Genomic DNA, 24,186 nt, shown 5'->3' on the forward strand with positions numbered 1-24,186 from the left:
CGTGGTTGGGGTATCCCGGAGGGCATGGAGTGGCACGAGGAGCTGCACGAGCGGGCCGACGAGCGCATCGAGCACCTGGACGAGCGGCTGTGGGCCGTCGCCACCGCGCTGCACGAGCGGCCGGAACTGTCCTATGAGGAGCACGCCGCCGCCGAGCAGCTCACCGGCGAACTGGCCGCCGACGGCTTCGCCGTGGAGACCGGGATCGCCGGGCTCCCCACGGCGTTCGTCGCCCGCGCCGGTGAAGGGCGGCCGTGCGTCGCGCTGCTGCTGGAGTACGACGCCCTGCCCGGGCTCGGGCACGCCTGCGGGCACAACCTGATCGCCGCGGCCGGACTGGGGGCCGCGCTGGCCGCCAAGGACGTCCTGGGGGACACCCCGGGCTCGGTGCTCGCCGTGGGCACCCCCGCCGAAGAACGCGGCGGCGGCAAGGTCGCGATGGCCGAGGCGGGCGTCTTCGACGACGTCGACGCGGCCCTGATGATCCACCCGGGCGTGCACTCGTGGTCGTGGGCGCCGCTGACCGCGCAGGTCGAGGTCAAGGTGACCTTCCACGGCCGGGCGGCCCACCCGACCGGCGACCCGGAGCACGGCATCGACGCCCTCGCCGCGCTGATCCAGGCGTTCGGGGCGATCTCGGCCCTGCGCCAGCGGCTGCCCACCGGGTCGCACGTCCAGGGCATCATCACCGAAGGCGGTGAGGCGACGAACATCGTCCCCGACCGCGCCGGAGGCCGGTTCGGCCTCCGCGCGCTGACGACGGACGCGCTGGACCGCCTGGTCGAGGACGTGACGACGTGCGCGGAAGGCGCGGCGCTGGCGACCGGGGCGAAGGTCGACGTCGAACGACTCGGGCGCGGGTACGCGCACTTCCGCGACAACCCGGTGCTGTCGGAGCGGTTCACCGAGCACCTGGCGGCCTGCGGGATCCACGCGACCCCGCCGGCGCCGGGGGTCTTCCTCGGGTCGTCGGACATCGGCGACGTCAGCGTCCGGGTCCCGGCGATCCACCCGTTCGTGGGTATCACCGCGGAGGAGAAGTCGGACCACACGCCCGAGTTCGCCGAGGCGGCGGCGAGTCCGCGCGGCCGGGCGGCGATGCTGGCCTCGGCGGCGGCGCTGGCCCGCACGGTGATCGACCTGCGGACGCACCCGGCGCTGGTCAGCCGCGCGTGGGACTGCTTCCGGGACCTGGCGCGGAACGGGCGCTGACCGGCCGCCGCCGCAGGCGCTCCACGTGGTTCATCGCCTCGCCCCCTTCCGGGATCGCCTGCATGAGCCAGTTGTGGAACATCCCGGGCCAGCGCGCTGCCCGCGGAGTCACCGGAGACGACGATGCGCTCGGCGTCGATCCCGTGGGACCAGCGGGTAGACCGGCAGCGTCACCGTGCAGCCGAGCCGCGCGACCAGGTCGGCGGCGTAGCGCCATGGTGCTTTCCGGCGCCCGCCGGACCTGGCGCGGCGGCCCGGCCGACCACTCCTTCCCGTCCGCGCCCGGTTACCCGGGCGCGGACGGGACCTGACTAGGCGACGGAGGTGTAGTGCGACGCGTCACCTTCGAGCGACTCGCTGGGCCGCCCGTCGATGCCGGCGGGGACGTCGCCGGCCACCGTGACGCGGTTGAGCCGCCGCGGCAGGCCGTCGTAGTTGTCGATCGCGTAGTGCTGGGTGATCCGGTTGTCGAACAGCACCAGCTGGTCCGGCTCCCACGCCACGCGCACGACGTTCTCCGGTCGCGTCACGTAGGACTGCAGCAGCCGCAGCAGGTCCCGGGACTCGGTCACCGACAGGCCTTCGATCCGCTGGGCGAACCCGCCGATGAACAGGCCGCGCTCGCCGGTCACCGGGTGCACCCGCACCACCGGGTGCACGGTCCGGTACTTGAGCGAGACGAATTGCGCCCGGCGCTCGCGCTCCTGCTCGTCCACCGTCTCCGGCGGCTGCACGTAGTCGTAGTCGTTGGTGTGCACCGCCCGCAGCGTGTCGGCGAACGCCCGCAGCGGCTCCGGCAGGTCCCGGTAGGCCGCGGCGGCGTTCGCGATCAGCGTCTCCCCGCCGTAGGGCGGCACCACGAGGCTGCGCAGCGTGCTGGCCTTCGGCGGGTTGAGGACGAAGGTGACGTCGGTGTGCCAGTGGTTGGCGCGCCCGCGCTCGCTGTCGACGGGCAGGATCGCCGGCGCGCCCTCGACGGCGGGCACCGTCGGGTGCGCCTTGGTGAGCTCGCCGAAGTGCGCGGCGAATCGCTGCTGGCCCTCGTCGTCGAGCCGGACGTTCCGGAACACCAGCGCCTTGTGCTCGTGCAGGGCGTCGGTCAGGAACGCCACCTGGGCGGCGTCGAGGTCGCCGGCCGGGTCGAAGCCGACGATCTCGGCGCCGATCCTCCCGGTCAGCTTGCGGACGTCGGTGCCGATGGTGGTCATGCGGGCTCCTTCACTCGGTTGCGGTTGACGGGCCGCGCGAGGCCGTAGTGCTCGCGCAAGGTGGTGCCGGAGTACTCGGTGCGGAACAGGCCGCGCCGCTGCAGCTCCGGGACGACGAGGTCGACGAAGTCGTCGAGCCCGCCGGGCAGGGTGGGCGGCATGACGTTGAAGCCGTCGGCGGCACCGCCGCGGAACCACGCCTCCAGCTCGTCGGCGACCTGGACCGGCGTCCCGGCGAAGACGCGGTGCCCGCGCCCGCCGGCCAGCCGTTCCAGCAGCTGCCGGATGGTGAGATCTTCCCGCCGGGCCAGGCCGACGACCAGGTCGAACCGGCTCTGGCCGCCCTCGGTGAAGCTGCCGACGTCGGGCAGCGGCCCGTCGAGCGGGTAGCCGGTGACGTCGTGGTCGAGCATCTTCGACAGCTGCCGCAGCCCGTAGTCCGGGATGATCAGCGCGTTCAGCTCGGCCTCGCGTTCGCGGGCCTCCGCTTCGGTGCGGCCGAGAATCGGCGAGATCCCGGGGAGGATCTTGATTTCGTCCGGCGCGCGGCCGTACGTCGCGAGCCGGCCCTTGACGTCGTCGTAGAACGCCTTGCCTTCGGCGAACGTCTGCTGCGCGGTGAACACGGCTTCGGCGTGCCGGGCCGCGTACTCCTTGCCGGTCTCCGACGACCCGGCCTGCACGAGCAGCGGGTGTCCCTGGGGCGGGCGTTCGATGTTGAGCGGGCCCCGCACCTGGAAGTGCGGTCCGTCGTGCTCGATCGCGTGGATGCGGTCGGTGTCGGCGTAGACACCGCTGGGCCGGTCGACGACCGCGGCGTCGTCGTCCCAGCTGTCCCACAGCTTTTTGACGACCTCGACGAACTCCTCGGCCCGGTCGTACCGCACCTCGTGCGACGGACGCTTGGCGAGGTTGAAGTTCCGGGCCTCGTCGATACCGGCCGAGGTGACGATGTTCCAGCCCGCGCGGCCACCGGAGAGGTGGTCGAGCGAGGCGAACTTGCGGGCCAGGTGGTAGGGCTCGTTGTAGGTGGTCGACGCCGTCGCGATCAGTCCGATGTGGACCGTGGACGCGGCCAGTGCGGACAGCAGCGTCAGCGGTTCGAAGTGGCTGTGGGAGTTGTGCTTCACGTTGCCCCACAGGGCCACGCCGTCGGCGAGGAAGATCGAATCGAGCTTTCCGCGCTCGGCCGTGCGCGCGAGGTCGACGTAGTGCTGCAGCGTCCGGGCCCGGTGCGGGTCGGTCGAACGGTGCCGCCACGCGGCTTCGTGGTGGCCGTTCGGCATCACGAACGCGTTGAGGTGCATCATGCCTTCTCCTTGGGACGCCAGGTGGAAAACCGCCGTTCGAGGCCGACGAAGCCGGCGTTGACGACGACGCCGAGCACCGAGACCGCGATGATCCCGGCGTACATCTGCTGGATCTGGAAGTTCACCTGGCTCGTGTTGATCAGGTAGCCGAGCCCGGCCTTCGCACCGACCATCTCCGCGGCGACCAGCACCAGGATCGAATAGGACGCCGCCATCCGGATGCCGGTGAACACCGTCGGCACCGCCGAGGGCAGGATCACCTTCCGGAACAGCCGCGGGCTGGACAGCCCGAGCGAGCGGGCCGCCTTGACCAGCAGCGGGTCGACCGTGTTGACCCCGGCGATCGTGTTGAGCAGCACCGGCCACACGCAGGCGTAGACCACCAGGCTGACCTTCGACAGCTCGCCGATGCCCAGCAGCAGCGTGAACACCGGCAGCAGCGCCAGCGCGGCGGTGTTGCGGGCCAGCTCCAGCAGCGGCTGCAGGAACCGCGCCACCGGCCGGTACCAGCCGATCAGCAGGCCCAGGGGCACGGCGACCGCGACGGCCACGGCGAACCCGGCGGCGGACCGTCCGACGCTGGCCAGGAGGTGGTCGGCCAGCTCGCCGTCGAGGGTCAGCTCCCACAGGGCCTGGAGGTCCTCCGACAGCGGCGGCAGGAACGTCCGCGTGCTCTCGTCGAGGACGAACCGGGGGACCAGCTCCCAGAGCAGCACGAAGAGGACGACCGCGGCGGAGGCGTGCACGGCCCGGGTGAGCGTCTTCCCGAACCTGCGTGATTTCGGCGGCGGCTCGCTGGGTCTGGTGTGGACTGCGGGCGCTTCGATGGTGGTGGTCGTCATCGGGCCGCGCTCCGTTCGTGTTCGGCCGCCTTGCGGACCTCGTCGTGCAGCAGTTCCCAGAGCCGGTGGCGCTGCCGGCCGAACTCGGGCCCGGAGCGCACGTCCCCGGCACGGTCGCCGAGGTCGACGTCGACGACGGCCTTGAGCCGCCCGGGCCGCGACGTCAGCACCGCCACCCGTTGTCCCAGGTAGACGGCCTCGTCGATGCCGTGGGTGATGAACACGATCGTCTTGCCGGTGCGGCGCCAGATCCGCAGCAGCTCCTCCTGCAGCTGCTCGCGGGTCTGGGCGTCGAGCGCGGCGAACGGCTCGTCCATCAGCAGCACGGCCGGGTCGTAGGCGAGACTGCGGGCGATCGCGACCCGCTGCTTCATCCCACCGGACAGTTCGTGCGGGTAGCGGTCCTCGAAGCCGGACAGGTCGACCAGGGCGAGGTATTCGCGTGCCCGTTCGGCCCGTTGCCGCTTCCCGAGCGATCCGCCTTCGAGGCCGAATTCGACGTTGGCGCGGGCGGTGCGCCACGGGAACAGCGCGTACTGCTGGAAGACGACTCCGCGGTCGAGCCCCGGGCCGCGCACCGGGTCGCCGTCGATCAGCACTTCGCCGGACGTCGGGGTGGCGAGGCCGCCCAGCAGGTCGAGCAACGTCGACTTGCCCGAGCCACTGGGGCCGACGAGGGAGAGGAACGTGCCGTCGGCGATGTCGAGGGAGACGTCGTCGAGGGCGGTCAGGGCGCCGAAGGTCTTGGTCACCGAGCGGATGCTGATCACTTGCTCACCGCCGGGGCGCCGTCGCGGTAGGGGTTGAACTCGTTGGTGTAGAGCTTCGAGGTGTCGATCCGGTCGTGCTTGAGGTAGCCCTCCTGCTTGAGCCACGGCTCCCAGCGGGTGTAGTCCGCGTCGGAGATGAGGCCGCCGCGGGTGATGCCGACGCTCTTCCAGTACTTCAGCGTGTCGGTGCTTTCGTTGCGGCCGCGGGCTTTGATGATCTTCGTGAAGCGGGCGATGACCTCGTCGCGCGGGGTGGTGCGTTCCCACTCGATCGCCTTGGCCACGGCGGAGACGAAGATCTTCGCGGTTTCCGGGTACTTCTTGATGAAGTCGGTGCGCAGCACGTACGGGCCGCCGTTGTAGGCCCCGAACGCGCCGACGTCGGTGAACAGCGGGCGGACGCCGCCGGCCGCGAGGGCGTGGTCCTGCAGGATCCCCTGGAGCGCGGCGACGTCGAGCTGGCCGTTGCGCAGCGCCTGTTCGGCGTTCACCGGCGGGATGACGACGAGCTGCACCTGCTTGATCTCGTCGCCGGAGAGGCCCTGCCCCTGGAGCCAGGTGTCGAGCGCGGCTTCGAGGTTCGCGCCGGCGGTGTTGACGCCGACCTTCTTGCCGATCAGGTCGCGGGCGGTCCGGATCGGGCTGTCCTCTTTGGTGTAGAAGCCGAGGAAGGTCTTGTCGTCGGAGCCGTAGTAGTTGACGACCGCCTTGACCGGCGCCCCGGCTTCGACGAGCTTGACGACCGCGCCGGTGAAGGCGCCGCCGAAGTCGGTCTGGTCGGTGGCCGCGGACTGGATGTCCTGCGGGCCGCTGATCGTGTTGCCGACCCACTTCAGCTTGACCGGGCCGAAGTAGCCCAGGTCTTCGGCGAGTTCGGGCAGGGTGACGGCGTTCGCGCTGCCTTGGTAGCGCAGCTCCAGCTTCTCCGGTTGCCCGGGCGCACCGGTGGCCGTCGCCGAAGCGCAGCCGGCCAGCAGCATCACGGCGGCGGCGAACAGGGGCAGGGTTTTCTTCACGGTGGTTTCGTCCGTTCCGGGAGTCGGTGGGGATGCAGCAATTGTCGGCGGCCCCCGGACGGGCGGTCAATTTTGCGAGTTCGTGAAATAACTCGTGCGCTTCACGAAGCGCGGGACCACCGTGTCGGAAGTGGACCGAGCGGGTCGTCGTAGAGGACGTCCAGGAGCACCGCCCCGCCGGCGGTGGCCAGCTCGGTGCCCGGGAAGCTCGTGCCCACAACGGTTTCCGCCGGGTTGACGCAGCGGGACCGGATCCCCACCTCGTCCCGGATGATGGGAAGGCAGCTCGGGACGTGGGCTACACTGCGGTCGACCACCACGAGCACGGCCGGATTCAGCACATCGAGCAGGAGTGTCGCCGCCTGGCCGATGAGCCGCGCGCGTTCCTGGAACATCCGCACCGCCGCGGAATCTTTTCCGGTCGCGAGCGCGAGCAATTCCGGAAAGTCCGGGCGTGCGAGCAATCCGCTTTCCGCGGCTTTGCGGGCGAGGGTCGCTTCGGAAACGGCGGCTTCGAGACAACCGGTGCGCCCGCACCGGCACGGCTCGGTGCTGTCGTCGACCCGCAGGTGTGCGACGGCCCCGGCGGCCGAGCGCGGCCCGTGGTGCACGGTCGCACCGGTGGCGAACGCGGCGTCCACGACGTTGCCGGTGAACAGCTGCACGACGCTGTCCCGCGCCCGCGGGTGGCCGAAGAGCCGTTCGGCGTGCACCAGGGCCCGCGCGTGCCCGTCGACCTCCACGGCCAGCCCGGTGCTGCCGGCCAGGAGGTCGCGGACCGGCACGTTCCGCCAGCCGAGCAGCGGGTGTTCGACGACGGTGCCGGAGGCCCGATCGACCCAGCCACCGGTGGCGACCCCGAGCCCGAGCGGCTCACGGTCCGGCGCGTGCCCGAGCAGCAGGTCGTCGAAGATCTCGGCGGCGCGGGCGAGCAGGTCTTCGGCGGCCAGGCCGTCGTGCGGTTCTTCGTGCTGCACCAGGACATTCCCGCGCAGGTCGAGCAGGGCGACGGTGGCGTGGTGCACGGCCAGGTGCAGCGCGCCGGCGACGTGCCGGTCCGTGTCGAGGTCGACGGGCACGTGCGGCCGCCCGACACCCCCGCGTGACTCGGCTTCCGGGAGTTCGCGCAGCAGTCCGCGCTGCAGCAGTTCGGCGGTGTGCCCGGTGACGGCGGCGGCGGACAGCCCGGTGCGGCGCGCGATGGTGCTGCGCGCGATCGGGCCGCCGTCGAGCACGGCCCGCAGGACCGCGCTCGCACTGGCGCTGCGCCGGGCACCGCGCGCGTCAGTCCTCTGTGGACTCTCCGCCCGGCTGGTCATCGCCCGATCGTGGCAGACGAACCGGCGCGCGCCCAGCGTGCCCAGGATGTGGGTGGCCGCCCGCCGAGGTCGCGAATGACTCATTCGGGACCTCCGACGTCCCGAATGAGTCATTCGCGGCACCCGGGGGTGGTGACCGGCGGGCGAGGATGCGGGCTTGACGCATACCCATATGGGCATATGATGAGCCGCGTGGCGCGAGCAGCGACGACGGCAGACACCTTCAACGCCGTGGCCGAACCCCGGCGGCGGCAGATCCTCGACGTCCTCATGGACGGTGAGCGGTCGGTCGGCGACCTCGTCGACCTGCTCGGCCTCGCCCAGCCCCAGGTGTCGAAGCACCTGCGAGTGCTGCGCGAGGTCGGTGCGGTGGACGTGCGCGGCGACGGGCGGCAGCGGCTCTACCGGCTCAACGGCGCCGCGCTCAAGCCCATCCACGACTGGGTCAAGCGCTACGAACGGACGTGGGCGGCGCGGTTCGACCTGATGGACGACGTCCTCGAGGAACTCAAGGAACAGGAGCAGTGACGTGGAGATCACCACCCCCGCCGACGACCGGATCCTCATCACGCGCGAGTTCGACGCGCCCAAGCACCTCGTCTACCGCGTGTGGACCACCCCGGAGCTGGTGAGCCGGTGGTGGAGCGGCCACCGCGGCACGACCACCGAGGTCGAGCTGGACCTGCGGCCCGGCGGCCGCTGGCGGTACGTGCTGAAAACGGACGACGGCACCGAGGTCGGCTTCCACGGCGAGTACCGCGAAATCGTGCCCGAAGAGCGGATCGTCTACACCGAGGTGTTCGAGATGCCCGGCGTCGACCTCGATGAGGTGGACGGCCCGCTGAACACCGTCACCTTCACCGCCCTCGACGGCGACCGCACGCGCCTGGAGCTGCTGACCGAGACCGGCAGCAAGGAATTGCGCGACACCATCCTGCAGTCCGGCATGGAGGTCGGCGCGCGGGGGCAGATGGAGCTCATCCAGGAGCTGGCGGACTCCCTGCGTTAGCCGCGCGCAGGAACCGCTCGCCCGTCTTCGCCAGCGCGTCGGCGAGCTCCGGTGCGTCGAGCACCTCGAAGTCGACGTCGAGCATGCCCAAGTACAGCGCGAGCATCTGCGCGTGGTCGGAGCCGACCTCGGCGACGCAGCGGTCCGGGCCCTCGGGTGTCACGTCGACCGCGATCGGCAGCCGGGACCGGACGTACTCCACCGAGGCGTGCAGCCGCACCCGGGCGTGGAACCGCCAGGTCGCCGCGCCCGCGCTGCGCTGGACGAACTGCGCGACGTCGCCCTCCGGGGGCTCGCGTGGGGCGAACCGCGGGCCGTTCGGCACCTTCGGCGTCATCCGGTCGACGCGGAAGGTGCGCCAGTCGGCGCGGGCGGTGTCCCAGGCGACCAGGTACCAGCGGCGCCCCCAGCTGACCAGCCGGTGCGGTTCGACGTCGCGGCGGCTCGGCGTGCGCTGGTGGCTCGTGTAGTCGAAGCGCAGCCGCTCGCTCGCCCGGATCGCCGCCGCGATGGCGGTCAGGACGTCCGCGTCGACGGACGGGCCGCCGCCGGGCACCGCGACCGTCGCGGTCTGCAGGGCCCGGACCCGGTGCCGCAGCCGGGACGGCAGCACCTGCTCCAGCTTGGCCAGCGCGCGCACCGACGTCTCGCCGATGCCGGCGACCCCCGCCGCCGTCCGCAGCCCGACCGCGACGGCCACCGCTTCGTCGTCGTCGAGCAGCAGCGGCGGGAGCTGGGCGCCCGCGCCGAGGCGGTAGCCGCCCTGGACGCCCGGGGCGGCCTCGACCGGATAGCCGAGCTCCCGCAGCTTGCCGATGGCGGTGCGGACGGTGCGCGCGGAGACACCGAGCCGGTCGGCCAGGTCGGCGCCGGTCCAGTCGCGCCGCGTTTCGAGCAGCGACAGCAGCCGCAGGAGGCGAGCGGAGGTCTGCAACATTTTTCGAGGATCGCACGAATCGCGGAAGGAAGTCTTCCGCAATCGCTCATAACGTGCTGCTCATGACGAACGAAATCCGCCCCTTCCGCATCGACGTCCCGCAGGCCGAGCTGGACGACCTCCACCGGCGCCTCGCCTCCGCCCGGCTCGCCGACCCGGTGCCCGGCGACGAGCCCGACTGGTCCCGCGGCATCCCGACGAGCGTCGTCCGGGAACTCGCCGAGTACTGGCGCGACGGCTTCGACTGGCGGGCCCAGGAAGCGGCGCTCAACGCGTTTCCGCAGTTCACGACCGAGATCGACGGCCAGACCATCCACTTCCTGCACGTCCGCTCGACCCGGGCCGACGCCGTTCCGCTGCTGCTCACCCACGGCTACCCGGGCTCGGTCGCCGAGTTCCTCGAGGTCATCGGCCCGCTGACCGAGCCGGGCCCGGACGCGTTCCACGTCGTCGTCCCGTCGGTGCCCGGGTTCGGGTTCTCGACGCCGTTGAGCGGCCCCGGCTGGGAGCTGGCCCGCACGACCGACGCGTTCGCCGAGCTGATGACCCGCCTCGGCTACGACCGGTTCGCCGCGCAGGGCGGCGACCTCGGCGCGGGGGTCACCGGCCGGCTCGCGGCGGTGTACCCGGAGCGGGTGATCGGCACGCACGTCAACAGCGACCGCGGCACGATCGCGCTGGCCGGCGAGCAGCTGCCGTTGCCGGAGGGCCTGTCCGAGGCCGAACAGTCCGAATTGGACGCCGCCCGCGCGGACTGGCGGGCCGGCCGTGGGTACCTCGACCTCCAGTCCCACAAGCCCGAGACGATCGCGGCCGCGCTCACCGACTCCCCGGTCGGGCAGCTGGCCTGGATCGCGGAGAAGTTCGAGGCGTGGACCGGAGCGAACGGCGTCGACCGCGACCGGCTGCTGACGAACATCAGTCTGTACTGGTTCACCCGCAGCGGCGCGAGCGCGGCCCGGTTCCTCTACGAGGCCGCCCACGCCGGACACGGCTGGCTGGCCCCCTCGGACGTTCCCGCGGGCTGGGCGGTGTTCGACTCTTCCCCGGTGGTCCGGCGGATCATGGACCCCGAGGAGAAGATCGCGCACTGGTCCGACTTCGCCGAGGGCGGCCACTTCGCGGCGCTGGAGGAGCCCGAGCTCCTCGTGGCCGACATCCGCGCGTTCTTCCGCGGGCTGCGGCCGTGAACGTCCGCGCGCTCAACCGGGCGCTGCTCGCGCGGCAGCACCTCCTGGAACGGACGTCGCGGCCGGCCGCGGCGATGGTCGGGCACCTGGTCGGGATGCAGGCGCAGGCCCCGCTCGCGCCGTACGTCGGGCTGTGGACCCGGATTTCCGGGTTCCGGCCCGGCGAGCTGGCGGCCCTGATCACCGGCCGCCAGGCCGTGCGCGGGCTGCTGATGCGGGGAACCGTCCACCTGGTCCTCGCCGAGGACGCGCGCGTGCTGCGGCCGCTGGTCCAGCGCGTGGTGGCGAACGGTTACACCGGCCACTTCGGGCGCCGCATCGGCGACGCCGACCTCGGCGCGGTGTCCCGCTTCGGCCGTGAGCTGCTCGAAGAGCGGCCACGAACCCGGCGGCAGCTGCAGGACGCGCTGGCCGCGCGGTGGCCGGCACACGACGCCGAGGCGCTCTCGTACGCGGTCGGCTATCTCGTGCCGACCGCACAGGTGACACCCCGCGGCGTGTGGGGTTCGACCGGCCCGGCCACGCTGACCACCCTGGAAGGCTGGCTCGGCGGTCCGCTGGATTGCCGTCCTTCGCTCGAGGACGTGGTGCGGCGGTACCTGCGGGCGTTCGGCCCGGCATCGGTCGCCGACGTCCAGGCGTGGTCGGGACTGACGAAGCTGCGCGAAATCGTCGAGCCGATGGGCCTGCCGACGTTCCGCGCGGAGTCCGGCGAAGTGCTGTACGACGTGGAAGACGGCGTGCTCCCGGACCCTTCGGCACCGGCGCCGGCGCGGTTCCTGCCGGAGTACGACAACGTCCTGCTGGCGCACGCCGACCGGGCGCGGGTCCTCCCGCCCGGCCGGCGGGTCCCGCTGCCGCCGGGCAATGGCGCTTCCCGCGGGACACTGCTGGTGGACGGCTTCTACCGCGCGGACTGGCGGCTGCATCCCGACGCCCTGGAGGTCACCACCCACGACCGGCTGACGGCGGGGGAGCGGGCGGAGATCGAGACGGAAGCCGGGCGGCTGCTGGAGTTCCTCGACGCGGGGTCGCGATCTGTGCGAATCACCGGAACTTGAGCGAGGTGGTGGGCCAGAATTGCCCGGTGCAGTTCGCCATCCTCGGGCCGGTCGAAGCCCACCGTCCGGACGGGACCCCGGTCGCCGTCGGCGGGCCGCAGCTGCGGGGGCTGCTGGCCCTGCTCGCCCTCGACGCCGGGCGGGTGGTCGGCGCCGAACGGCTGATCGACGGCCTGCACGGCGAGCACCCGCCCGAGGGTGCTTCCGAAGCCCTCCAGTCGCAGGTCTCGCGGCTGCGCCGGCGCCTGAAGGACGGCGGCGCGCCCGACGGCCTGGTCGAGTTCACCCCCGCCGGGTACCGGCTGGCCGTCGATCCCCAGGACGTCGACGTCCACCGCTTCGAACGGCTCACCGCGCAGGCGCGGGAAACTCCCGAACCGGCCGTGAAGCTCCGGCTGTTCACCGAAGCTCTCGCCCTCTGGCGGGGCCCCGCGCTCGACGGGCTCGCCGACCCGCCGCGCGCCGCCCGGCTGGCGGAACTGCGGCTGGCCGCGACCGAAGACCGCGTCGAAGCCGCGCTCGCGCTCGGCCACCACGAGCGGCTCGTCGCCGAGCTGCGGGAGCTCACCCGCGAACACCCGCTGCGCGAACGGCTCACCGCCCAGCTCATGCGGGCCTTGCACGGCAGCGGGCGGTCCGCCGAAGCCCTGGCGGTGTTCGCCGAGATCCGGGAACGCCTGGCCGACGAACTCGGCGCCGACCCGTCGGCCGAGCTCGCCGACGCCCACGCCGCGGTCCTCCGGGCCGCCGCTCCCGCCCCGGCCCGCCGGGTGCCCGTGCCGCTCACCGGGTTCGTCGGCCGCGCCGAGCTCGACCGGCTCACCGCCGCCCTGCGCGACGCCCGGCTCGTCACGCTCACCGGACCGGGCGGCGCGGGCAAGACCCGGCTCGCCGTCGAAGCCGCGGCCCGGGCCGACGGCGAGGTCTGCTTCGTCGAACTCGCGACGACCACCGACGTCCCGCGCGCGGTCCTCGCCGCACTCGGCCTGCGGGAACAGGGCGTGCTGACGCCGGGCACGGCCGCCGACCCGGCCGACCGCCTGGCCGCCGGGCTCGCCGACCGGCCGGTGCTGCTGGTCCTGGACAACTGCGAACACGTCGTCGCCGAGGCCGCGCGGCTGGTGCGGCGCCTGCTGGGCGAGTGCGCCGGTCTGCGCGTCCTGGCCACCAGCCGTGAAGCGCTCGGCTTGACCGGCGAGACGCTGGTGCCGGTCGGCGCCCTGCCCGCCGACGCCGCGGCGCGGCTGTTCACCGAGCGGGCCACGGCCGTGGCGCCCGGCGAAGCCCCGGAGCCGGGTGCGGTCGCGCGGATCTGCGCCGCCCTCGACGGCCTCCCGCTGGCCATCGAGCTCGCCGCCGCGCGGCTGCGTTCGCTGTCCGCCGACGACGTCGCCGCCCGGCTCGGCGACCGGTTCCGGCTCCTTTCACGCGGCGACCGGACCGCCGAGCCGCGGCACCGGACCCTCCGCGGCGTCGTCGAGTGGAGCTGGGACCTCCTGGACGCCGAGGAACAGGTGCTGGCGGGCCGGTTCGCGGTGTTCGCCGGTGGCGCGCGACCGGCCGCCGTCGAGCGCGTCTGCGATGTCCGCGACTTCGTGCTCACCGGCCTGGTCGAGAAGTCCCTCGTCGAGTTCGACGGCCGCCGGTACCGGATGCTGGAGACGATCCGCGCGTTCTGCGCCGAGCAGGGCGACGACCGGCGGGCGGCGCACGCGCAGTACTTCCTGGACTTCGCCCGCGCCCACGAGCCGAAGCTGCGCGGCGCGGACCAGCTGACCGCCCTGGCCGAGCTGACCGCCGAACACGCCGACCTCCACGCGGCCCTGCGCTGGAGCGCCGCCGAAGACCCGGAAACCGCGCTGAGGCTCATCGCCGCGCTGTCCTGGTACTGGTGGCTGCGCGGCCTGCGCAGCGAGGCGACGCCGATCGCGGACACCGTCCTGGCCGCGGTCGGTCCCGAACCGCCGCCGGGGCTGGCCGAGGAATACGTCCTGTGCGTGATCCAGGCGTCGGACACCGGCGTCGCGATCGAGCCGATCCTGCGGCAGCTCGACGGGCCGCTGCGATACCCGTACCTCTTCCTGCTGTGGGCGTTTTCCCCGCGCACCAAGGCCGAAGACGGCGAACGGCTGGCCGCGCTGATCGGCCCGGACGCGTGGTCCCGGGCGTTCGCGGGGATCGGCGACGGCCTCGGCGCCCAGTACCGCGGCCGGATCGCCGAAGCCGAGGCGCACTTTTCGGCGTCCCTGGACGCCTTCCGGACCTTGGGCGACCGCTGGGGCGAGGCGAGCGCGCTGGAGAAGCTCGCGGAGTTCGCGGACTGGCGCGGCGACCACGCGCGGTTCCGGGAGCTGATGGACGAGTCCGTCCGGCTGGCCGGCGAACTCGGCGCGGCCGAAGACGCGGCCGATCTGCTCTGCCGCCGTGCCGACGGCGTCCTGCGGCAGGGCGACGCCGACGCCGCGAAGGCCGACTACGAAGCCGCCGCCGAGCAGGCGCGCGCCGCGGGCACGCCGGTGACGCTCGCCCGGGCCCGCGGCGGCCTCGGGGAGATCGCGCGCCGTGCGGGTGACCTCGTGGCGGCCCGGCGCTGGTACTCCGCGGCACTCGCCCTGGCCGCCGACCCGGTGACCGGCGGCGAGACCCGCATCCGCGTCCACACCGGCTTCGGCTGGACGGCGGCCGCCGAGGGCCGCCTGGACGAGGCGACCGAACTGCACCAGGAAGCGCTGGCCACGGCGCTGGAGCACGCGAACCTGCCCGGCGCGGCCCAGGCGATCGAAGGGCTGGCCGGGGTGCTCGCCGGGCGGGAGGAGGACGAGCGGGCCGCGTTCCTGCTCGGCGTGGCGGTCGGGCTGCGCGGCGCGCCCGTCACCGGCGATGTCGACGTCGACGGCGTGGCCGACCGCGTCCGGGCCCGCATCGGCGCCCCGGCCTACGCCTCCGCCTTCGACCGGGGCCGGGAAACGCCGCCCGAGCAGGCGGTCGAGGAGGCCGGTCAGCGGCGGTTCGCGCTCGGTTCGTGAGCGGTCAGCGGCCCCGCCGAAGCTTCGGGGCATGACGAAGCACATCCTGATCTCCGGCGCCGGTGTCGCCGGCCCCGCCCTCGCCTGGTGGCTGCACCACCACGGCTTCCAGGCCACCGTCGTCGAGCGCGCGCCGAGCCTGCGCGAAGGCGGCTACAAGGTCGACATCCGCGGCGTCGCGGTCGACGTCGTCCGCCGGATGGGCCTGCTGGAGCGGGTCCACGCGGCGAGCACCGACATGCGCGGCGCGGCGTTCGTGAACAAGCGCGGCAAGCAGATCGCCACCCTCGACGCGGACACGTTCGGCTTCCGCCACGGCGACGACACCGAGATCCTCCGCGGCGACCTGGCCCGCATCCTCCACGACGCCACCCGTTCGCACACCGAGTACCTCTTCGGCGACTGGATCACCGGGCTCGACCAGGGACCCCACGGCGTCGAGGTGACGTTCGCCCACGGCGAGCCCCGCCGGTTCGACCTGGTGGTGGGGGCGGACGGCCTGCACTCCGGCGTCCGCGCGCTGGCGTTCGGCCCGGAGGAGGATTACCTGCGCCGGTTCGACGCGTACATCTCGATTTCGACGGTGCCCAACACGTTCGAGCTGGACCGCTGGGAGCTCCTGCACTCGGCGGCACCGGGCAAGATGGTCAACGTCTACAGCACGGCACGGGCGCACGACGCGAAGGCGGCGTTCTGGTTCACCGCACCGCCGCTGCCCTACGACCGCCGGGACGTCGACGGCCAGAAGGACCTGGTCGCGGACCGCTTCGCCGGCCTCGGCTGGGAAATCCCGGACCTGCTCTCGGCCATGCGCGAGGCGGACGACTTCTACTTCGACCCGGTGTGCCAGGTGGTCATGGACCGCCTGTCGGCCGGCCGCGTGACCCTCCTCGGCGACGCGGGCTACTGCCCGTCGCCGGCGTCGGGCCAGGGCACGAGCTTGGCACTGGCGGGCGCGTACGTCCTGGCGGGCGAGCTGGCGTCGAACTACTCCGAGGCGCTGCCTCGCTACGAAGCCTTGATGCGGCCGTTCATCGAGAAGAACCAGGCGCTGGCGAAGACGGCGTTGCGCGGGATCATCCCGCAGTCGCGGGCGTTCGCGTGGTTCAACACCCGGATGATCAAGCTGATGCCGTACCTGCCGGGCCGCAACCGCGTCCTGGAGCAGATGTCCCGCCCGATCCGGGAAGCGGCGAACGCGTTGGAGCTGCCGGATTACGCGGCTAGTGCAGCGGATCGTGGCCCCAGTTCATGAGCGAGTGCCGCCAGGTGGTGTCCTTGACGTCGCCCGAGGGGCGCTGGGCCAGGTGCCGGTGGACGTAGCCGACGACCTTGCGCATGTGGGCGAGGTCGTCGCCGGTGAGGTCGTCCTTCTTCTTCCGCAGGATTTCCACGATCCGGCGGCCGGACCGGTGCCCGATCGACTCGGCGTCCTTGTGCTGCCCGGCGGCCTTCGACTCGTCGGTGCCGAGCCAGTCGTCGAGCTGCTTGGCGGTCATGTTGACGCTGTCGCCGAACTCGCGGCGCGTTTCTTCGTCGTCCATTCCGGACGGGTACCCGCTGCGGCCGCGCAGCACGCAGGTCAGCATCGGGAGGGTGAACTCGCCGTCCGCCGTTTCCGGTTCCTGCGCGAGGAAGGCCCGGATCCGGTCTAGGGTGTTCTCGCGCTCCGGTGGCGGCATGACCAGGACACCCGCCCGGGTGGCCAGCGCCGCCACCAGGGAGCCGGCGGTGCGGCGCTGTCCGTGCGGGAATCCGGCGCGCTCCGGGGCACCGAACCGGGGCGGAAGGACCTCGGCCGTTTCGGCGCGCCAGCCGGTGGGGGTGTCCCGCGGGCCGATCACCGCGCTTCCGCCGGCGCGCGCCAGCCCGGCCACCCAGCCGACGCGGTCGTCCACGACGTTCCACAGCCCGGCCAGGACGCCGCCCGGCGCGAGGACCCGGGCGATCTCGGGGCCCGCGACCGCCATGTCGAACCAGTGCAGGGCGTTGCCGGCCAGCACCGCGTCGACGGACGCGTCCGGCAGCGGGATCGCCTCGGCGCGGCCCGGCCGGGCACGGACGTCCGGCAGGGCGCGGCGCAATTCCGCCAGCATGGCCGGGTCGGGCTCGACCGCGGTCACGGCGAAACCCAGGGCCACCAGCGTGGCGGTCAGCTTGCCGGTCCCGGCGCCGAGGTCGAGCACCCGGCGGCCCGGCGCCGGGTCGAGCGCCCAGAGCACCGCGGCCTCGGCGTAGTCCGGGCGGTGTTCGGCGTAGGCGGCCGCCGCCGCGCCGAACGACGTGGCGTGCGAGCGCCGCTCCATACGATCACCGTATCGGTTGGCCGGCGCCGGTGGTGAGCCGGCGAAACCGGGGTACCCCTCCCGCCATGACCAAGGAATTCAAGAAGGGCGACCGCGTCAAGTGGGACGCCGGCAACCAGAGCTCCGTCGGCACCGTGGAGGAGAAGCTCACCAAGGACACCCACGCCGGCAAGCGGGACGTCAAGGCGTCCCCCGACAACCCGCAATACCTCGTCCGCAGCGAGAAGTCCGGCAAGACCGCCGTCCACCACCCGGACAAGCTGCACAAGGCCTAACGCGCCGCCTTGACCTTCTCCGCGACCTTCACCAGCTCCTCCTTCGTCCGAACCCGCCAGTCGGCGCTCAGCACGAAGCCGTCGCCGGCGAACCGGGGGATCACGTGCAGGTGGACGTGGGGGATCTCCTGGCCCGCCGCCTTGCCGTCGGCCAGGAACAGGTTGATCGCCTCGCACTGCAGGTCCGTGCGCCGCAACGCCGCCGCCAGTTCCTGGGCGATCGTGAACATCCGCGCGCCCGCGGAAGCCGGAAGCGAAGCGAGGTCCGCGTGGTGGGCCCGGGGGAGGACCAGCAGGTGGCCGGTCGTCACCGGGCGCAGGTCGACGATCGCGACGAACTCGTCGTCCTCGTGCACGAACGCGGCCGGGGCCTGACCCGAGCCGATGGCGCAGAAAACGCATTCTCCGGTTGCCGTGGTCGCCGGCATGCGGCGGAGTTCATCCATGCCGGTGACCTTATCGGCCACCGAGCCAGTTCTGCAGGGCCCACCACGACCGCACGGCGTCGAGAACGCGGCCGCCGCTGTTCTCGGCCAGGGCCACCGGCGTGAGCTCGGCCAGCCGGTCGAGGCGGTAGCGGACCGTGTTCGGGTGCAGGTGCAGCGCTTCGGCCGTGGTCCGCAGGCGCTGGCCGTGGTCCAGGTAGGCCAGCGCCGTCGCGGCCAGCTCCCGGTGGAACGCGTTCGCGGGGTCGAGGGCGCCGAGCAGGCCGCCCGTGAGCAGATCCGCCAGCAGCGGCTGCGCCGACAGGGCGACTTCGCCCGCCAGCGCGGTCAGGTCGTGGTGGCCGGGCCCGGCGATCCGCGCCGCCGCCGTGCAGAGGCGGTGCACCTCCCGCAGCTCGGGCAGCGTCACCGGCGGCGCGACGACCAGCACCACGCCCTCGGCCGGCGAAATCCCCGCGGGCGGACGGGCCGCCAGGCCGGTGAGCCGGCCCTCCACCAGCCCGTACACCCCGCCGAACTCCAGCAACGCCTGTTCGAGCGTGCGCGCCCGCGCCGGGTCGCTGACGTCGGACACCACGCAGGAGTAACGGCCTTCGGGACGCAACCCCGCCTGCCGCAGCTCCTCCGGCGTGGGCGGGTGCCCGGCGAGGAGCAGGGTACGCAGCAGCTGGGTCCGCGCGTCCCGCACTGTTCGTGACAGCTGCAATTCGGCGGCGTGGTAGCCCTTGACGATGTGCCGTTCCAGCGCGCCGGTGTAGCGCTCGGCGTCGAGCACGGTCTCGAGGATGACGTCGTCGGGCAGGCCCGCGGCCCGGGCGCGTTCGACGGCGAAGCGCGCCGCGAGCGTCCGGCCGGCCTGGACCCCGCGCAGCAGGTCGGTGAGCGGGACACCCTGGGCGGCCCGGTCGGCGCCCAGCGCCTCGGCGGTCGTGTAGTCGGCGCTGTCGGGGTTCGTAGTGGCGCGCAGCGCGGCCGAGAGCAGGAACTGGACGTGCCGCCGGTTCTCCGCTTCCGGCAGCCGCGCGACCTCGGGCGACTGGTCCCGCGCCGCCTTCACCAGCTCGTCGACGACGGTCTCGTCCGCGGCCATCGCGTCGAGCACCTGCCGGAGCAGCGGCGAGGCCGGCACGGCACCCTCCCGTTGTGGCAGGGCCACAACACCGCGTCCGCGATGTTGGGCGAGCGGCCCTACCGGAGCGGCTCCGGTGGCCGGTTATCGTGGCAATACCGGACAGTAACCTCGTTTCTCCGCGAAATCCACCGCACCTCTTCAATGTCGAAAGGTGTCTCCTCGTGCGCACTCCACGTCGGAAGCGGTCGTATTTGTCCCGCCTGGCCTGCCTCACCGCGTCCGTCGCCCTGCTGGCGACCGGGGCCGCGGTGCCGGCGACCGGCGCGGCGGCGCTGCGGGAGGTGATGTTCGTCGGCAACAACTGGGAAGGCACGGCCGACGTCATCCAGTCCCGCGGCTCGTTCGCCCGGATCGCGCGGGTGAACATCATCCCGGACAAGGATGCCCGGCTGACGGAGATCTACCTCAACCCGATCAAGCTGGCCTTCTTCCTGGGTATCCGCAACGGGCCCGGCGAGGGGCACGACCAGTTCGTCGACGACATGTACACCACCCCGGACGGCTCGTCGGTGGTGGCGTCGCGGCCGAGCTTCGCCGACGTCGTCTCGATCAACCTGACGACCGGCCGGATCAACTGGCGCTTCCCGGTGTCGGGCTTCCGCTCCGACCACATGGCGGTCTCGCCGGACGGCCGCCGCGTCGCGGTCTCCGCCTCGACGTCGAACACCGTGCACGTGCTGGACATCGTCACCGGGCAGCAGGTCGGCTCCTTCGCCACCGGCGACAAGCCGCACGAGAACGTGTTCACCGACGGCGGCCGCTACCTCTGGAACATGTCGATCGGCGAGGTCAACACCGACCTCGACGACCCGGGCTGGGACTTCACCAAGGGGGACCGGCGGATCACCGTGGTCGACGCCGCGACCTTCCGCCAGGTCAAGGTGATCGACATGCGCCAGCGGCTCGACGCCTTCGGCCGCAGCGACCTCTCGGACGCCGTCCGGCCGGTCGCGTTCACCCCGGACGGGTCGAAGCTGTACTTCCAGGTGTCGTTCTTCAACGGTTTCGCCGAGTACGACGTGGCCACCGACAAGATCACCCGGATCAAGGAACTGCCGAAGAACCCGGCCACCAGCGACGACCGCAAGACCTTCGTCAACGACTCCCGCCACCACGGCATGTCGATGAACCCCGCGGGCACCAAGCTCTGCATCGCCGGAACGATGGACGACTACGCGACGGTGGTCGACCGCACGACCCTGCAGCAGGGCACGCTGGTCCCGGCGGTGAAGCCGTATTGGGCCACGGTGAGCGGCGACGGCCAGGCGTGCGTGATCTCGGAAGCCGGCGCCGACCAGGTGACGGCGATCGACTTCACGACGGGGCAGAAGCTCGTCTCGGTCCCGGTCGGCGACCACCCGCAGCGGGTCCGGATCGGCCACGTGCCGGACGGCTGGACGGGCCCCACGGGTTCCTGACCTTCAGGAGACGGCGAAGGCCGCGGTCAGCCAGCCGCGGACTTCGTCGTCCACATCGGACACCGCGCGCAGGCTCAGCCTGTGCCCGACCCGCGGCCCGCTCGCCCAGCTCGCCGGGGCGATGCGGGCCGTTTCCACCGGCCGGGGCAGCCACAGGTACACCAGCACGTCGCGGGATCGCGGGCGCAGCTCCGCCAGCTTCCGGTCCCGCTTGAGGAACACCCCGACCTTGACGGCGTCCTCGTGGACGTCGCCGAGGGTGCGCAGGTGGTCGAGCACCGCGTCGTAGACCGCGCGCTGCCACGGTGGCTTGCCCGCGAACGTCTGCTCGACCGTGCAGCCGGGGACGCACGTGTGCCCCTGGCCCGCACGCGCGAACTCGCGGTCGCAGCGGGGGCACGTCCAGCGGGTCGGCATGCCGTCCAGGATGGCACTCACAGCGCGGCCGGACCGAGTGCCGGGATGGTCGCCGCCGCGTCAACCAGCCGGCGGGCCGCCTCGGCCGCGGCCTTGCGCTGGGACGGTGGGAGCTTGTCCAGCAGCGCCCCCAGCGCGGCCTGCCGACGCTCGAGCATGCGTGCCACGATCTCGTGCCCGGCTTCGGTCACCTCCAGCGTGACGACGCTGCGGTTGCCCGGGCTGCGGCCGCGAGCCACGTACCCGAGGCCTTCGAGCCGATCCGCCAGCCGCGTCACCGAGGACGCGTTGACGCCCATCGCCGCCGCCAGCTGGGAGCTCGGGACGCGGCCGAGGCGGTCGAGGACCAGCAGCAGCCGCGACTGCGGGAACGACACCTCCGGCGGCGCCGCGTGCGCGCATTCCCACGCGATCCCGACCAGGACCACGGTGAGGCCGTCGAGGGCGGCCACGTCCGGGTCGCCGCCCAGGGCCGCGTCTTGGTGGTGGGGTTGCATGCCGCAATACTTGCCAATCGCAAGAGCATCGGTCAAGATGGACATCCCCGGCGCTCGCCGGGTGTGTCCGGCCGCATCGGCCACTCTTGCGTTTCCGCTGCCTTCAGCACGCCTGAGAACTGATTCCGTTGGCAGGCAAGAATAATTCCCCGGATTCTGCTGAACCTCCTCCCTGTGACGTCCGTGTACCCCGTACCCGCACTGTCGTCAGAAGGAGGAATCATGCCGGATCACCGTGGCATGACGGGCCGCGCCAAGGCCCGGACCGCGCTGGTCGTCGTGGCCACGCTCGCCGTGGTCGGCGTGGGCTCGGTCATGGTGCTGCAGGCCAACGCCCAGACCTCGCCCGGCTCGACGCAAGCGCAGGTCCCCGCCTACGGCCAGGACATGGCCGGCATGCAGATGGGCTCGGCCGGCGAAGCCGCCGCCACCGGTCCGGCGACCGGCGCCGGGCCGGTCACCGAGCTCGACAAGACGTTCCTGGTCAAGGTCCGCCAGGCCGGGCTGTGGGAGATCCCCGCCGGCTCCCTGGCGCAGACCCACGCCAGCAGCGAACAGGTGAAGCGCGCCGGGCTGCACCTGCTGGACGGCCATTCGCGCCTCGACCAGCTCGTGCGCGAAGACGCGAAGATGCTCGGGGTGACGCTGCCCGGCCAGGCCACCCCCGAGCAGCAGGGCTGGGTCCGCCAGCTGACCGCCGCCCAGGGGCTCGAGTTCGACAAGCTGTTCGCGAACCTGCTCCGTTCGTCGCACGGCAAGATCTTCGCGACCATCGCCGAAGTCCGCGCCGGGACGCAGAACGACGTCATCCGGCGGCACGCGCGGCAGGCGAACCAGACGGTGATGGACCACATGGAGGTGCTCGAGGACACCGGACTGGTCGACGCCAAGACGATCGACGAGGTCGCGAAGGCGGTGAACCCGCCGGCGAAGTGACGCGCCGGGAGCCGCCCGCCGGGGATCCGGGCGGCTACCGGGCCGGCGGCACGATGCCGTACTCGTGGATCTTGCGGTAGATCGTCGCCCGTGAGATGCCGAGCAGCTTCGCCGCCCGGACCTTGTTGCCGTCCGCGTCTTCCAGGCACCGCACGATGGCGTCCCGCTCGATCGATTCGAAGCGGTTCAGCGGCCGCCGGGTCACCGCGTGGAACTCCGCCGGGAGGTCGCCGGGGCGGATGGTGCCGGCGCGGCGGCGCTGGGCGACCGTGCGCAGCACCTGGTGGAGCTGGCCGGTGTTGCCCGGCCACTCCGCCCGCATCAGCAGGTGCAGGGCCGCGGCCGAGCACGTCAGCCTGCCGCCGTAGCCGAGCTTGCTCAGCACCAGCGGGACGAGCTCGGCGAGGTCTTCGACGTGGTGGCGCAGCGGCGGCACCCGCACCGTCCGGGGGAAGAACTTCAGCAGCTCGGCCAGCGCCGGTTCGGTCTCGGCCTCCGGCACGAGGGTGACGACGACCCAGGGTGGGCTCGCGTCCTCGCGCAGGGTCCGCAGGACCGCCGCCAGCGCGGTGGCCGCCGGGGCCGCCAGCCGGTCCGCGTGCCGGATCACCAGCGTCCGGATCGGGGCTTCGGCGTGCTCGCGCGGCAGCGCGGCCCAGTCCGGGCCGGACGCCGCGTCGACGGTGCGCAGCCGGGCCGCCGGGTGGTGGCGCTGGTGCAGGCCCTTGGCCAGGGTCAGCTTGCCGGTGCCGGGCTCCCCTTCGAGCGCGACCCACTCGCCGCGCTGGTGGCCGGAGTCGAGGTCGTGCCCGCTACGCAGCCACAGCGGTGCCGAGCCGACCACACCCGGCAGGTACATCGGCAGCATCGGCGTCGGGACGGCCAAGGTCTCCTCGGCCTCGATCAGCTTCACCGACAGCACGCCGCCCGCGGTCTCGGCTTCGCGCCGGCCCGCGACGCGGCGGCACAGCACCCGCACCCGCAACCCGCTCGACAGCGACAGGGTCGCCGGCGTCCGGCGGCCTTCGGCCAGCGCCTCGGTGGCGTGGCCCAGCAGCACCGACTGGTCGGCCGGGTCGAGCAGCTGCCGCGCCCGGTCGTTCATCATCACGATGTCTTCGTTGAACGCCAGCACGATGCCCGTCCACCGGCGGCAGGTCTGCAGGTAGGCCTGGAACAGCAGCATCTCCCGCAGATCGCTGTGGCGCAGCAGGGCCTGGCGGATCTGCTCGGCCGTCGAGCGGGCCAGCGCGACGAGCAGGCCGCCGGCGTCCTTGTACCAGCAGGTGAGGTCGACGGCGCCGACCTTCTTGCCCGAGATCGGGTGGTGGATCGGCACCCCGGCGCAGGCCAGGTTCTCCAGGTGCTCGGCGTAGTGCTCGTGGCCGAACACCGTCGTCGGGCGGCCGTCCTCCAGCGCGGTGCCGATGCCGTTCGTGCCGACGGACTGCTCGCCGTAGCTGAACCCGGGCACCAGCTCGACGCGCTCGAGGTGCCGGGCGAGGTCGGCGTCCCCGGTCCGCTGGGTGAGCACGACCCCGCCGGGGTCGGTGAGGATGAGGCTGATCGGCTGGCCCTCGAACTGCTCGCCCAGCTTCTCCAGCACCGGTTCGGCGCCGCGCATGAGCGGGATGTCGAGGTTCTGGTCGCCGAGGTAGAGCGGGTCGATCCGGTCGGCCTCGACCTGGAACTCCCGCGACCGCCGCCACGAGGCGAGGATCGTCGGCCGGACCGTGTCCGCGGGAACCGTTTCCGCGGTGAGGAACCGCACCCGGGTGCGGGCGAGTTCGTCGTCGGCGACCAGGGCCATCTCGTCCACGTGACCTCCAGTTCCCCGCGGCCCACGTGGGTGCGGGCAC

Annotated in this window: 23 protein-coding genes and 1 pseudogene; 10 read left to right on the forward strand and 14 right to left on the reverse strand. The window is 72.7% G+C overall.

Annotated features, from left to right (window positions below; all coding sequences use genetic code 11):
- Positions 1 to 24 precede the first annotated feature (24 nt).
- Positions 25 to 1,212: an amidohydrolase gene (locus H5965_RS37170; RefSeq protein ID WP_310975719.1), complete on the forward strand. Its 1,188-nt coding sequence runs from the start codon at positions 25 to 27 to the stop codon at positions 1,210 to 1,212.
- A gap of 311 nt (positions 1,213 to 1,523) precedes the next feature.
- On the opposite strand, the gene H5965_RS37175 is transcribed toward H5965_RS37170, so the two are convergent.
- The 6 genes from H5965_RS37175 to H5965_RS37200 all read right to left on the reverse strand — a co-directional run bounded on the left by H5965_RS37175 (position 1,524) and on the right by H5965_RS37200 (position 7,677).
- On the reverse strand, positions 1,524 to 2,420 hold the full coding sequence (locus H5965_RS37175) for a TauD/TfdA family dioxygenase (RefSeq protein ID WP_310975720.1): 897 nt from the start codon (positions 2,418 to 2,420) through the stop codon (positions 1,524 to 1,526).
- Positions 2,417 to 3,730, reverse strand: a complete 1,314-nt coding sequence (locus tag H5965_RS37180; protein ID WP_310975721.1) for an LLM class flavin-dependent oxidoreductase — start codon at positions 3,728 to 3,730, stop codon at positions 2,417 to 2,419. The genes H5965_RS37175 and H5965_RS37180 overlap by 4 nt, the downstream gene beginning before the upstream one ends.
- A complete protein-coding gene (locus tag H5965_RS37185; RefSeq protein WP_310975722.1) occupies positions 3,727 to 4,572 on the reverse strand; it encodes an ABC transporter permease in 846 nt (281 codons plus the stop codon). The genes H5965_RS37180 and H5965_RS37185 overlap by 4 nt, the downstream gene beginning before the upstream one ends.
- On the reverse strand, positions 4,569 to 5,342 hold the full coding sequence (locus H5965_RS37190) for an ABC transporter ATP-binding protein (protein ID WP_310975723.1): 774 nt from the start codon (positions 5,340 to 5,342) through the stop codon (positions 4,569 to 4,571). Before H5965_RS37190 ends, H5965_RS37185 begins: the two co-directional genes overlap by 4 nt.
- Positions 5,339 to 6,358: an ABC transporter substrate-binding protein gene (locus tag H5965_RS37195; RefSeq protein WP_310975724.1), complete on the reverse strand. Its 1,020-nt coding sequence runs from the start codon at positions 6,356 to 6,358 to the stop codon at positions 5,339 to 5,341. The genes H5965_RS37190 and H5965_RS37195 overlap by 4 nt, the downstream gene beginning before the upstream one ends.
- A gap of 101 nt (positions 6,359 to 6,459) precedes the next feature.
- Positions 6,460 to 7,677 carry an ROK family transcriptional regulator gene (locus H5965_RS37200; protein WP_310975763.1) on the reverse strand — a complete coding sequence of 406 codons (1,218 nt, stop codon included), beginning with the start codon at positions 7,675 to 7,677 and terminating at the stop codon, positions 6,460 to 6,462.
- Positions 7,678 to 7,869: 192 nt separating this feature from the next.
- On the opposite strand from H5965_RS37200, the gene H5965_RS37205 reads away from it, so the two are divergent.
- Both H5965_RS37205 and H5965_RS37210 read left to right on the forward strand, forming a co-directional pair.
- Positions 7,870 to 8,205 (forward strand): metalloregulator ArsR/SmtB family transcription factor, encoded by a 336-nt coding sequence (locus H5965_RS37205; protein WP_310975725.1) that lies wholly within the window; start codon positions 7,870 to 7,872, stop codon positions 8,203 to 8,205.
- Position 8,206: 1 nt separating this feature from the next.
- The gene (locus H5965_RS37210) at positions 8,207 to 8,686 is read left to right on the forward strand and encodes an SRPBCC family protein (protein ID WP_310975726.1); all 480 of its coding nucleotides are present in this window, start codon (positions 8,207 to 8,209) and stop codon (positions 8,684 to 8,686) included.
- Here H5965_RS37210 and H5965_RS37215 read toward each other — a convergent pair.
- Entirely contained in the window at positions 8,655 to 9,623 is a 969-nt protein-coding gene (locus H5965_RS37215; protein WP_310975727.1) for a YafY family protein, read from the reverse strand. The two genes, H5965_RS37210 and H5965_RS37215, sit on opposite strands and share 32 nt — an antisense overlap.
- A gap of 62 nt (positions 9,624 to 9,685) precedes the next feature.
- On the opposite strand from H5965_RS37215, the gene H5965_RS37220 reads away from it, so the two are divergent.
- From H5965_RS37220 to H5965_RS37235, 4 genes are read left to right on the forward strand one after another with little or no spacing between them, the layout of a single operon-like run.
- Positions 9,686 to 10,813, forward strand: a complete 1,128-nt coding sequence (locus H5965_RS37220) for an epoxide hydrolase (RefSeq protein WP_310975728.1) — start codon at positions 9,686 to 9,688, stop codon at positions 10,811 to 10,813.
- Positions 10,810 to 11,874, forward strand: a complete 1,065-nt coding sequence (locus H5965_RS37225; RefSeq protein WP_310975729.1) for a winged helix DNA-binding domain-containing protein — start codon at positions 10,810 to 10,812, stop codon at positions 11,872 to 11,874. The genes H5965_RS37220 and H5965_RS37225 overlap by 4 nt, the downstream gene beginning before the upstream one ends.
- A gap of 26 nt (positions 11,875 to 11,900) precedes the next feature.
- Entirely contained in the window at positions 11,901 to 14,900 is a 3,000-nt protein-coding gene (locus H5965_RS37230; RefSeq protein WP_310975730.1) for a BTAD domain-containing putative transcriptional regulator, read from the forward strand.
- Positions 14,901 to 14,931: 31 nt separating this feature from the next.
- Entirely contained in the window at positions 14,932 to 16,155 is a 1,224-nt protein-coding gene (locus H5965_RS37235; RefSeq protein ID WP_310975731.1) for an FAD-dependent monooxygenase, read from the forward strand.
- Here the strand turns inward: H5965_RS37235 and H5965_RS37240 are convergent.
- Positions 16,124 to 16,444, reverse strand: coding sequence for a DUF3140 domain-containing protein (locus tag H5965_RS37240; RefSeq protein ID WP_310975764.1), 321 nt, complete (start codon positions 16,442 to 16,444; stop codon positions 16,124 to 16,126). The genes H5965_RS37235 and H5965_RS37240 overlap by 32 nt on opposite strands.
- Before the next feature lie 381 nt (positions 16,445 to 16,825).
- Positions 16,826 to 17,206, reverse strand: a pseudogene (locus H5965_RS37245) (class I SAM-dependent methyltransferase); the annotation flags it as partial.
- Between the two features lie 65 nt (positions 17,207 to 17,271).
- Between H5965_RS37245 and H5965_RS37250 the strand changes: the two are divergent.
- The gene (locus tag H5965_RS37250) at positions 17,272 to 17,481 is read left to right on the forward strand and encodes a DUF2945 domain-containing protein (RefSeq protein ID WP_310975732.1); all 210 of its coding nucleotides are present in this window, start codon (positions 17,272 to 17,274) and stop codon (positions 17,479 to 17,481) included.
- On the opposite strand, the gene H5965_RS37255 is transcribed toward H5965_RS37250, so the two are convergent.
- Together H5965_RS37255 and H5965_RS37260 are read right to left on the reverse strand one after the other, a co-directional pair.
- Positions 17,478 to 17,927, reverse strand: coding sequence for an HIT family protein (locus tag H5965_RS37255; RefSeq protein ID WP_310975733.1), 450 nt, complete (start codon positions 17,925 to 17,927; stop codon positions 17,478 to 17,480). The two genes, H5965_RS37250 and H5965_RS37255, sit on opposite strands and share 4 nt — an antisense overlap.
- Before the next feature lie 10 nt (positions 17,928 to 17,937).
- Positions 17,938 to 19,056 (reverse strand): helix-turn-helix domain-containing protein, encoded by a 1,119-nt coding sequence (locus H5965_RS37260; protein WP_310975734.1) that lies wholly within the window; start codon positions 19,054 to 19,056, stop codon positions 17,938 to 17,940.
- Positions 19,057 to 19,343: 287 nt separating this feature from the next.
- Here H5965_RS37260 and H5965_RS37265 point away from each other — a divergent pair, with 287 nt between their 5' ends.
- Positions 19,344 to 20,477: a YncE family protein gene (locus tag H5965_RS37265; RefSeq protein ID WP_396136979.1), complete on the forward strand. Its 1,134-nt coding sequence runs from the start codon at positions 19,344 to 19,346 to the stop codon at positions 20,475 to 20,477.
- 3 nt (positions 20,478 to 20,480) lie between these two features.
- On the opposite strand, the gene H5965_RS37270 is transcribed toward H5965_RS37265, so the two are convergent.
- Together H5965_RS37270 and H5965_RS37275 are read right to left on the reverse strand one after the other, a co-directional pair.
- The gene (locus H5965_RS37270; protein WP_310975736.1) at positions 20,481 to 20,894 is read right to left on the reverse strand and encodes a DUF5655 domain-containing protein; all 414 of its coding nucleotides are present in this window, start codon (positions 20,892 to 20,894) and stop codon (positions 20,481 to 20,483) included.
- Positions 20,895 to 20,911: 17 nt separating this feature from the next.
- On the reverse strand, positions 20,912 to 21,391 hold the full coding sequence (locus H5965_RS37275; RefSeq protein ID WP_310975737.1) for a MarR family transcriptional regulator: 480 nt from the start codon (positions 21,389 to 21,391) through the stop codon (positions 20,912 to 20,914).
- Between the two features lie 222 nt (positions 21,392 to 21,613).
- On the opposite strand from H5965_RS37275, the gene H5965_RS37280 reads away from it, so the two are divergent.
- Positions 21,614 to 22,327: a DUF4142 domain-containing protein gene (locus H5965_RS37280; protein ID WP_310975738.1), complete on the forward strand. Its 714-nt coding sequence runs from the start codon at positions 21,614 to 21,616 to the stop codon at positions 22,325 to 22,327.
- 34 nt (positions 22,328 to 22,361) lie between these two features.
- Here the strand turns inward: H5965_RS37280 and H5965_RS37285 are convergent, their stop codons facing one another.
- Positions 22,362 to 24,146, reverse strand: a complete 1,785-nt coding sequence (locus H5965_RS37285; protein ID WP_310975739.1) for a helix-turn-helix domain-containing protein — start codon at positions 24,144 to 24,146, stop codon at positions 22,362 to 22,364.
- Positions 24,147 to 24,186 lie beyond the last annotated feature (40 nt).

This window comes from Amycolatopsis sp. 505, assembly GCF_031625235.1.
In the GTDB taxonomy this organism is placed as follows: domain Bacteria; phylum Actinomycetota; class Actinomycetes; order Mycobacteriales; family Pseudonocardiaceae; genus Amycolatopsis.

Excerpts from the sequence above, each read along its gene's own strand:
- H5965_RS37170 (WP_310975719.1), top strand. The coding sequence starts at position 25 with ATGGAGTGGCACGAGGAGCTGCACGAGCGGGCCGACGAGCGCATCGAG.
- H5965_RS37175 (WP_310975720.1), bottom strand. The coding sequence starts at position 2,420 with ATGACCACCATCGGCACCGACGTCCGCAAGCTGACCGGGAGGATCGGC.
- H5965_RS37180 (WP_310975721.1), bottom strand. The coding sequence starts at position 3,730 with ATGATGCACCTCAACGCGTTCGTGATGCCGAACGGCCACCACGAAGCC.
- H5965_RS37185 (WP_310975722.1), bottom strand. The coding sequence starts at position 4,572 with ATGACGACCACCACCATCGAAGCGCCCGCAGTCCACACCAGACCCAGC.
- H5965_RS37200 (WP_310975763.1), bottom strand. The coding sequence starts at position 7,677 with ATGACCAGCCGGGCGGAGAGTCCACAGAGGACTGACGCGCGCGGTGCC.
- H5965_RS37215 (WP_310975727.1), bottom strand. The coding sequence starts at position 9,623 with ATGTTGCAGACCTCCGCTCGCCTCCTGCGGCTGCTGTCGCTGCTCGAA.
- H5965_RS37220 (WP_310975728.1), top strand. The coding sequence starts at position 9,686 with ATGACGAACGAAATCCGCCCCTTCCGCATCGACGTCCCGCAGGCCGAG.
- H5965_RS37235 (WP_310975731.1), top strand. The coding sequence starts at position 14,932 with ATGACGAAGCACATCCTGATCTCCGGCGCCGGTGTCGCCGGCCCCGCC.
- H5965_RS37240 (WP_310975764.1), bottom strand. The coding sequence starts at position 16,444 with ATGGACGACGAAGAAACGCGCCGCGAGTTCGGCGACAGCGTCAACATG.
- H5965_RS37250 (WP_310975732.1), top strand. The coding sequence starts at position 17,272 with ATGACCAAGGAATTCAAGAAGGGCGACCGCGTCAAGTGGGACGCCGGC.
- H5965_RS37255 (WP_310975733.1), bottom strand. The coding sequence starts at position 17,927 with ATGGATGAACTCCGCCGCATGCCGGCGACCACGGCAACCGGAGAATGC.
- H5965_RS37265 (WP_396136979.1), top strand. The coding sequence starts at position 19,344 with ATGTTCGTCGGCAACAACTGGGAAGGCACGGCCGACGTCATCCAGTCC.
- H5965_RS37270 (WP_310975736.1), bottom strand. The coding sequence starts at position 20,894 with ATGCCGACCCGCTGGACGTGCCCCCGCTGCGACCGCGAGTTCGCGCGT.
- H5965_RS37275 (WP_310975737.1), bottom strand. The coding sequence starts at position 21,391 with ATGCAACCCCACCACCAAGACGCGGCCCTGGGCGGCGACCCGGACGTG.
- H5965_RS37280 (WP_310975738.1), top strand. The coding sequence starts at position 21,614 with ATGCCGGATCACCGTGGCATGACGGGCCGCGCCAAGGCCCGGACCGCG.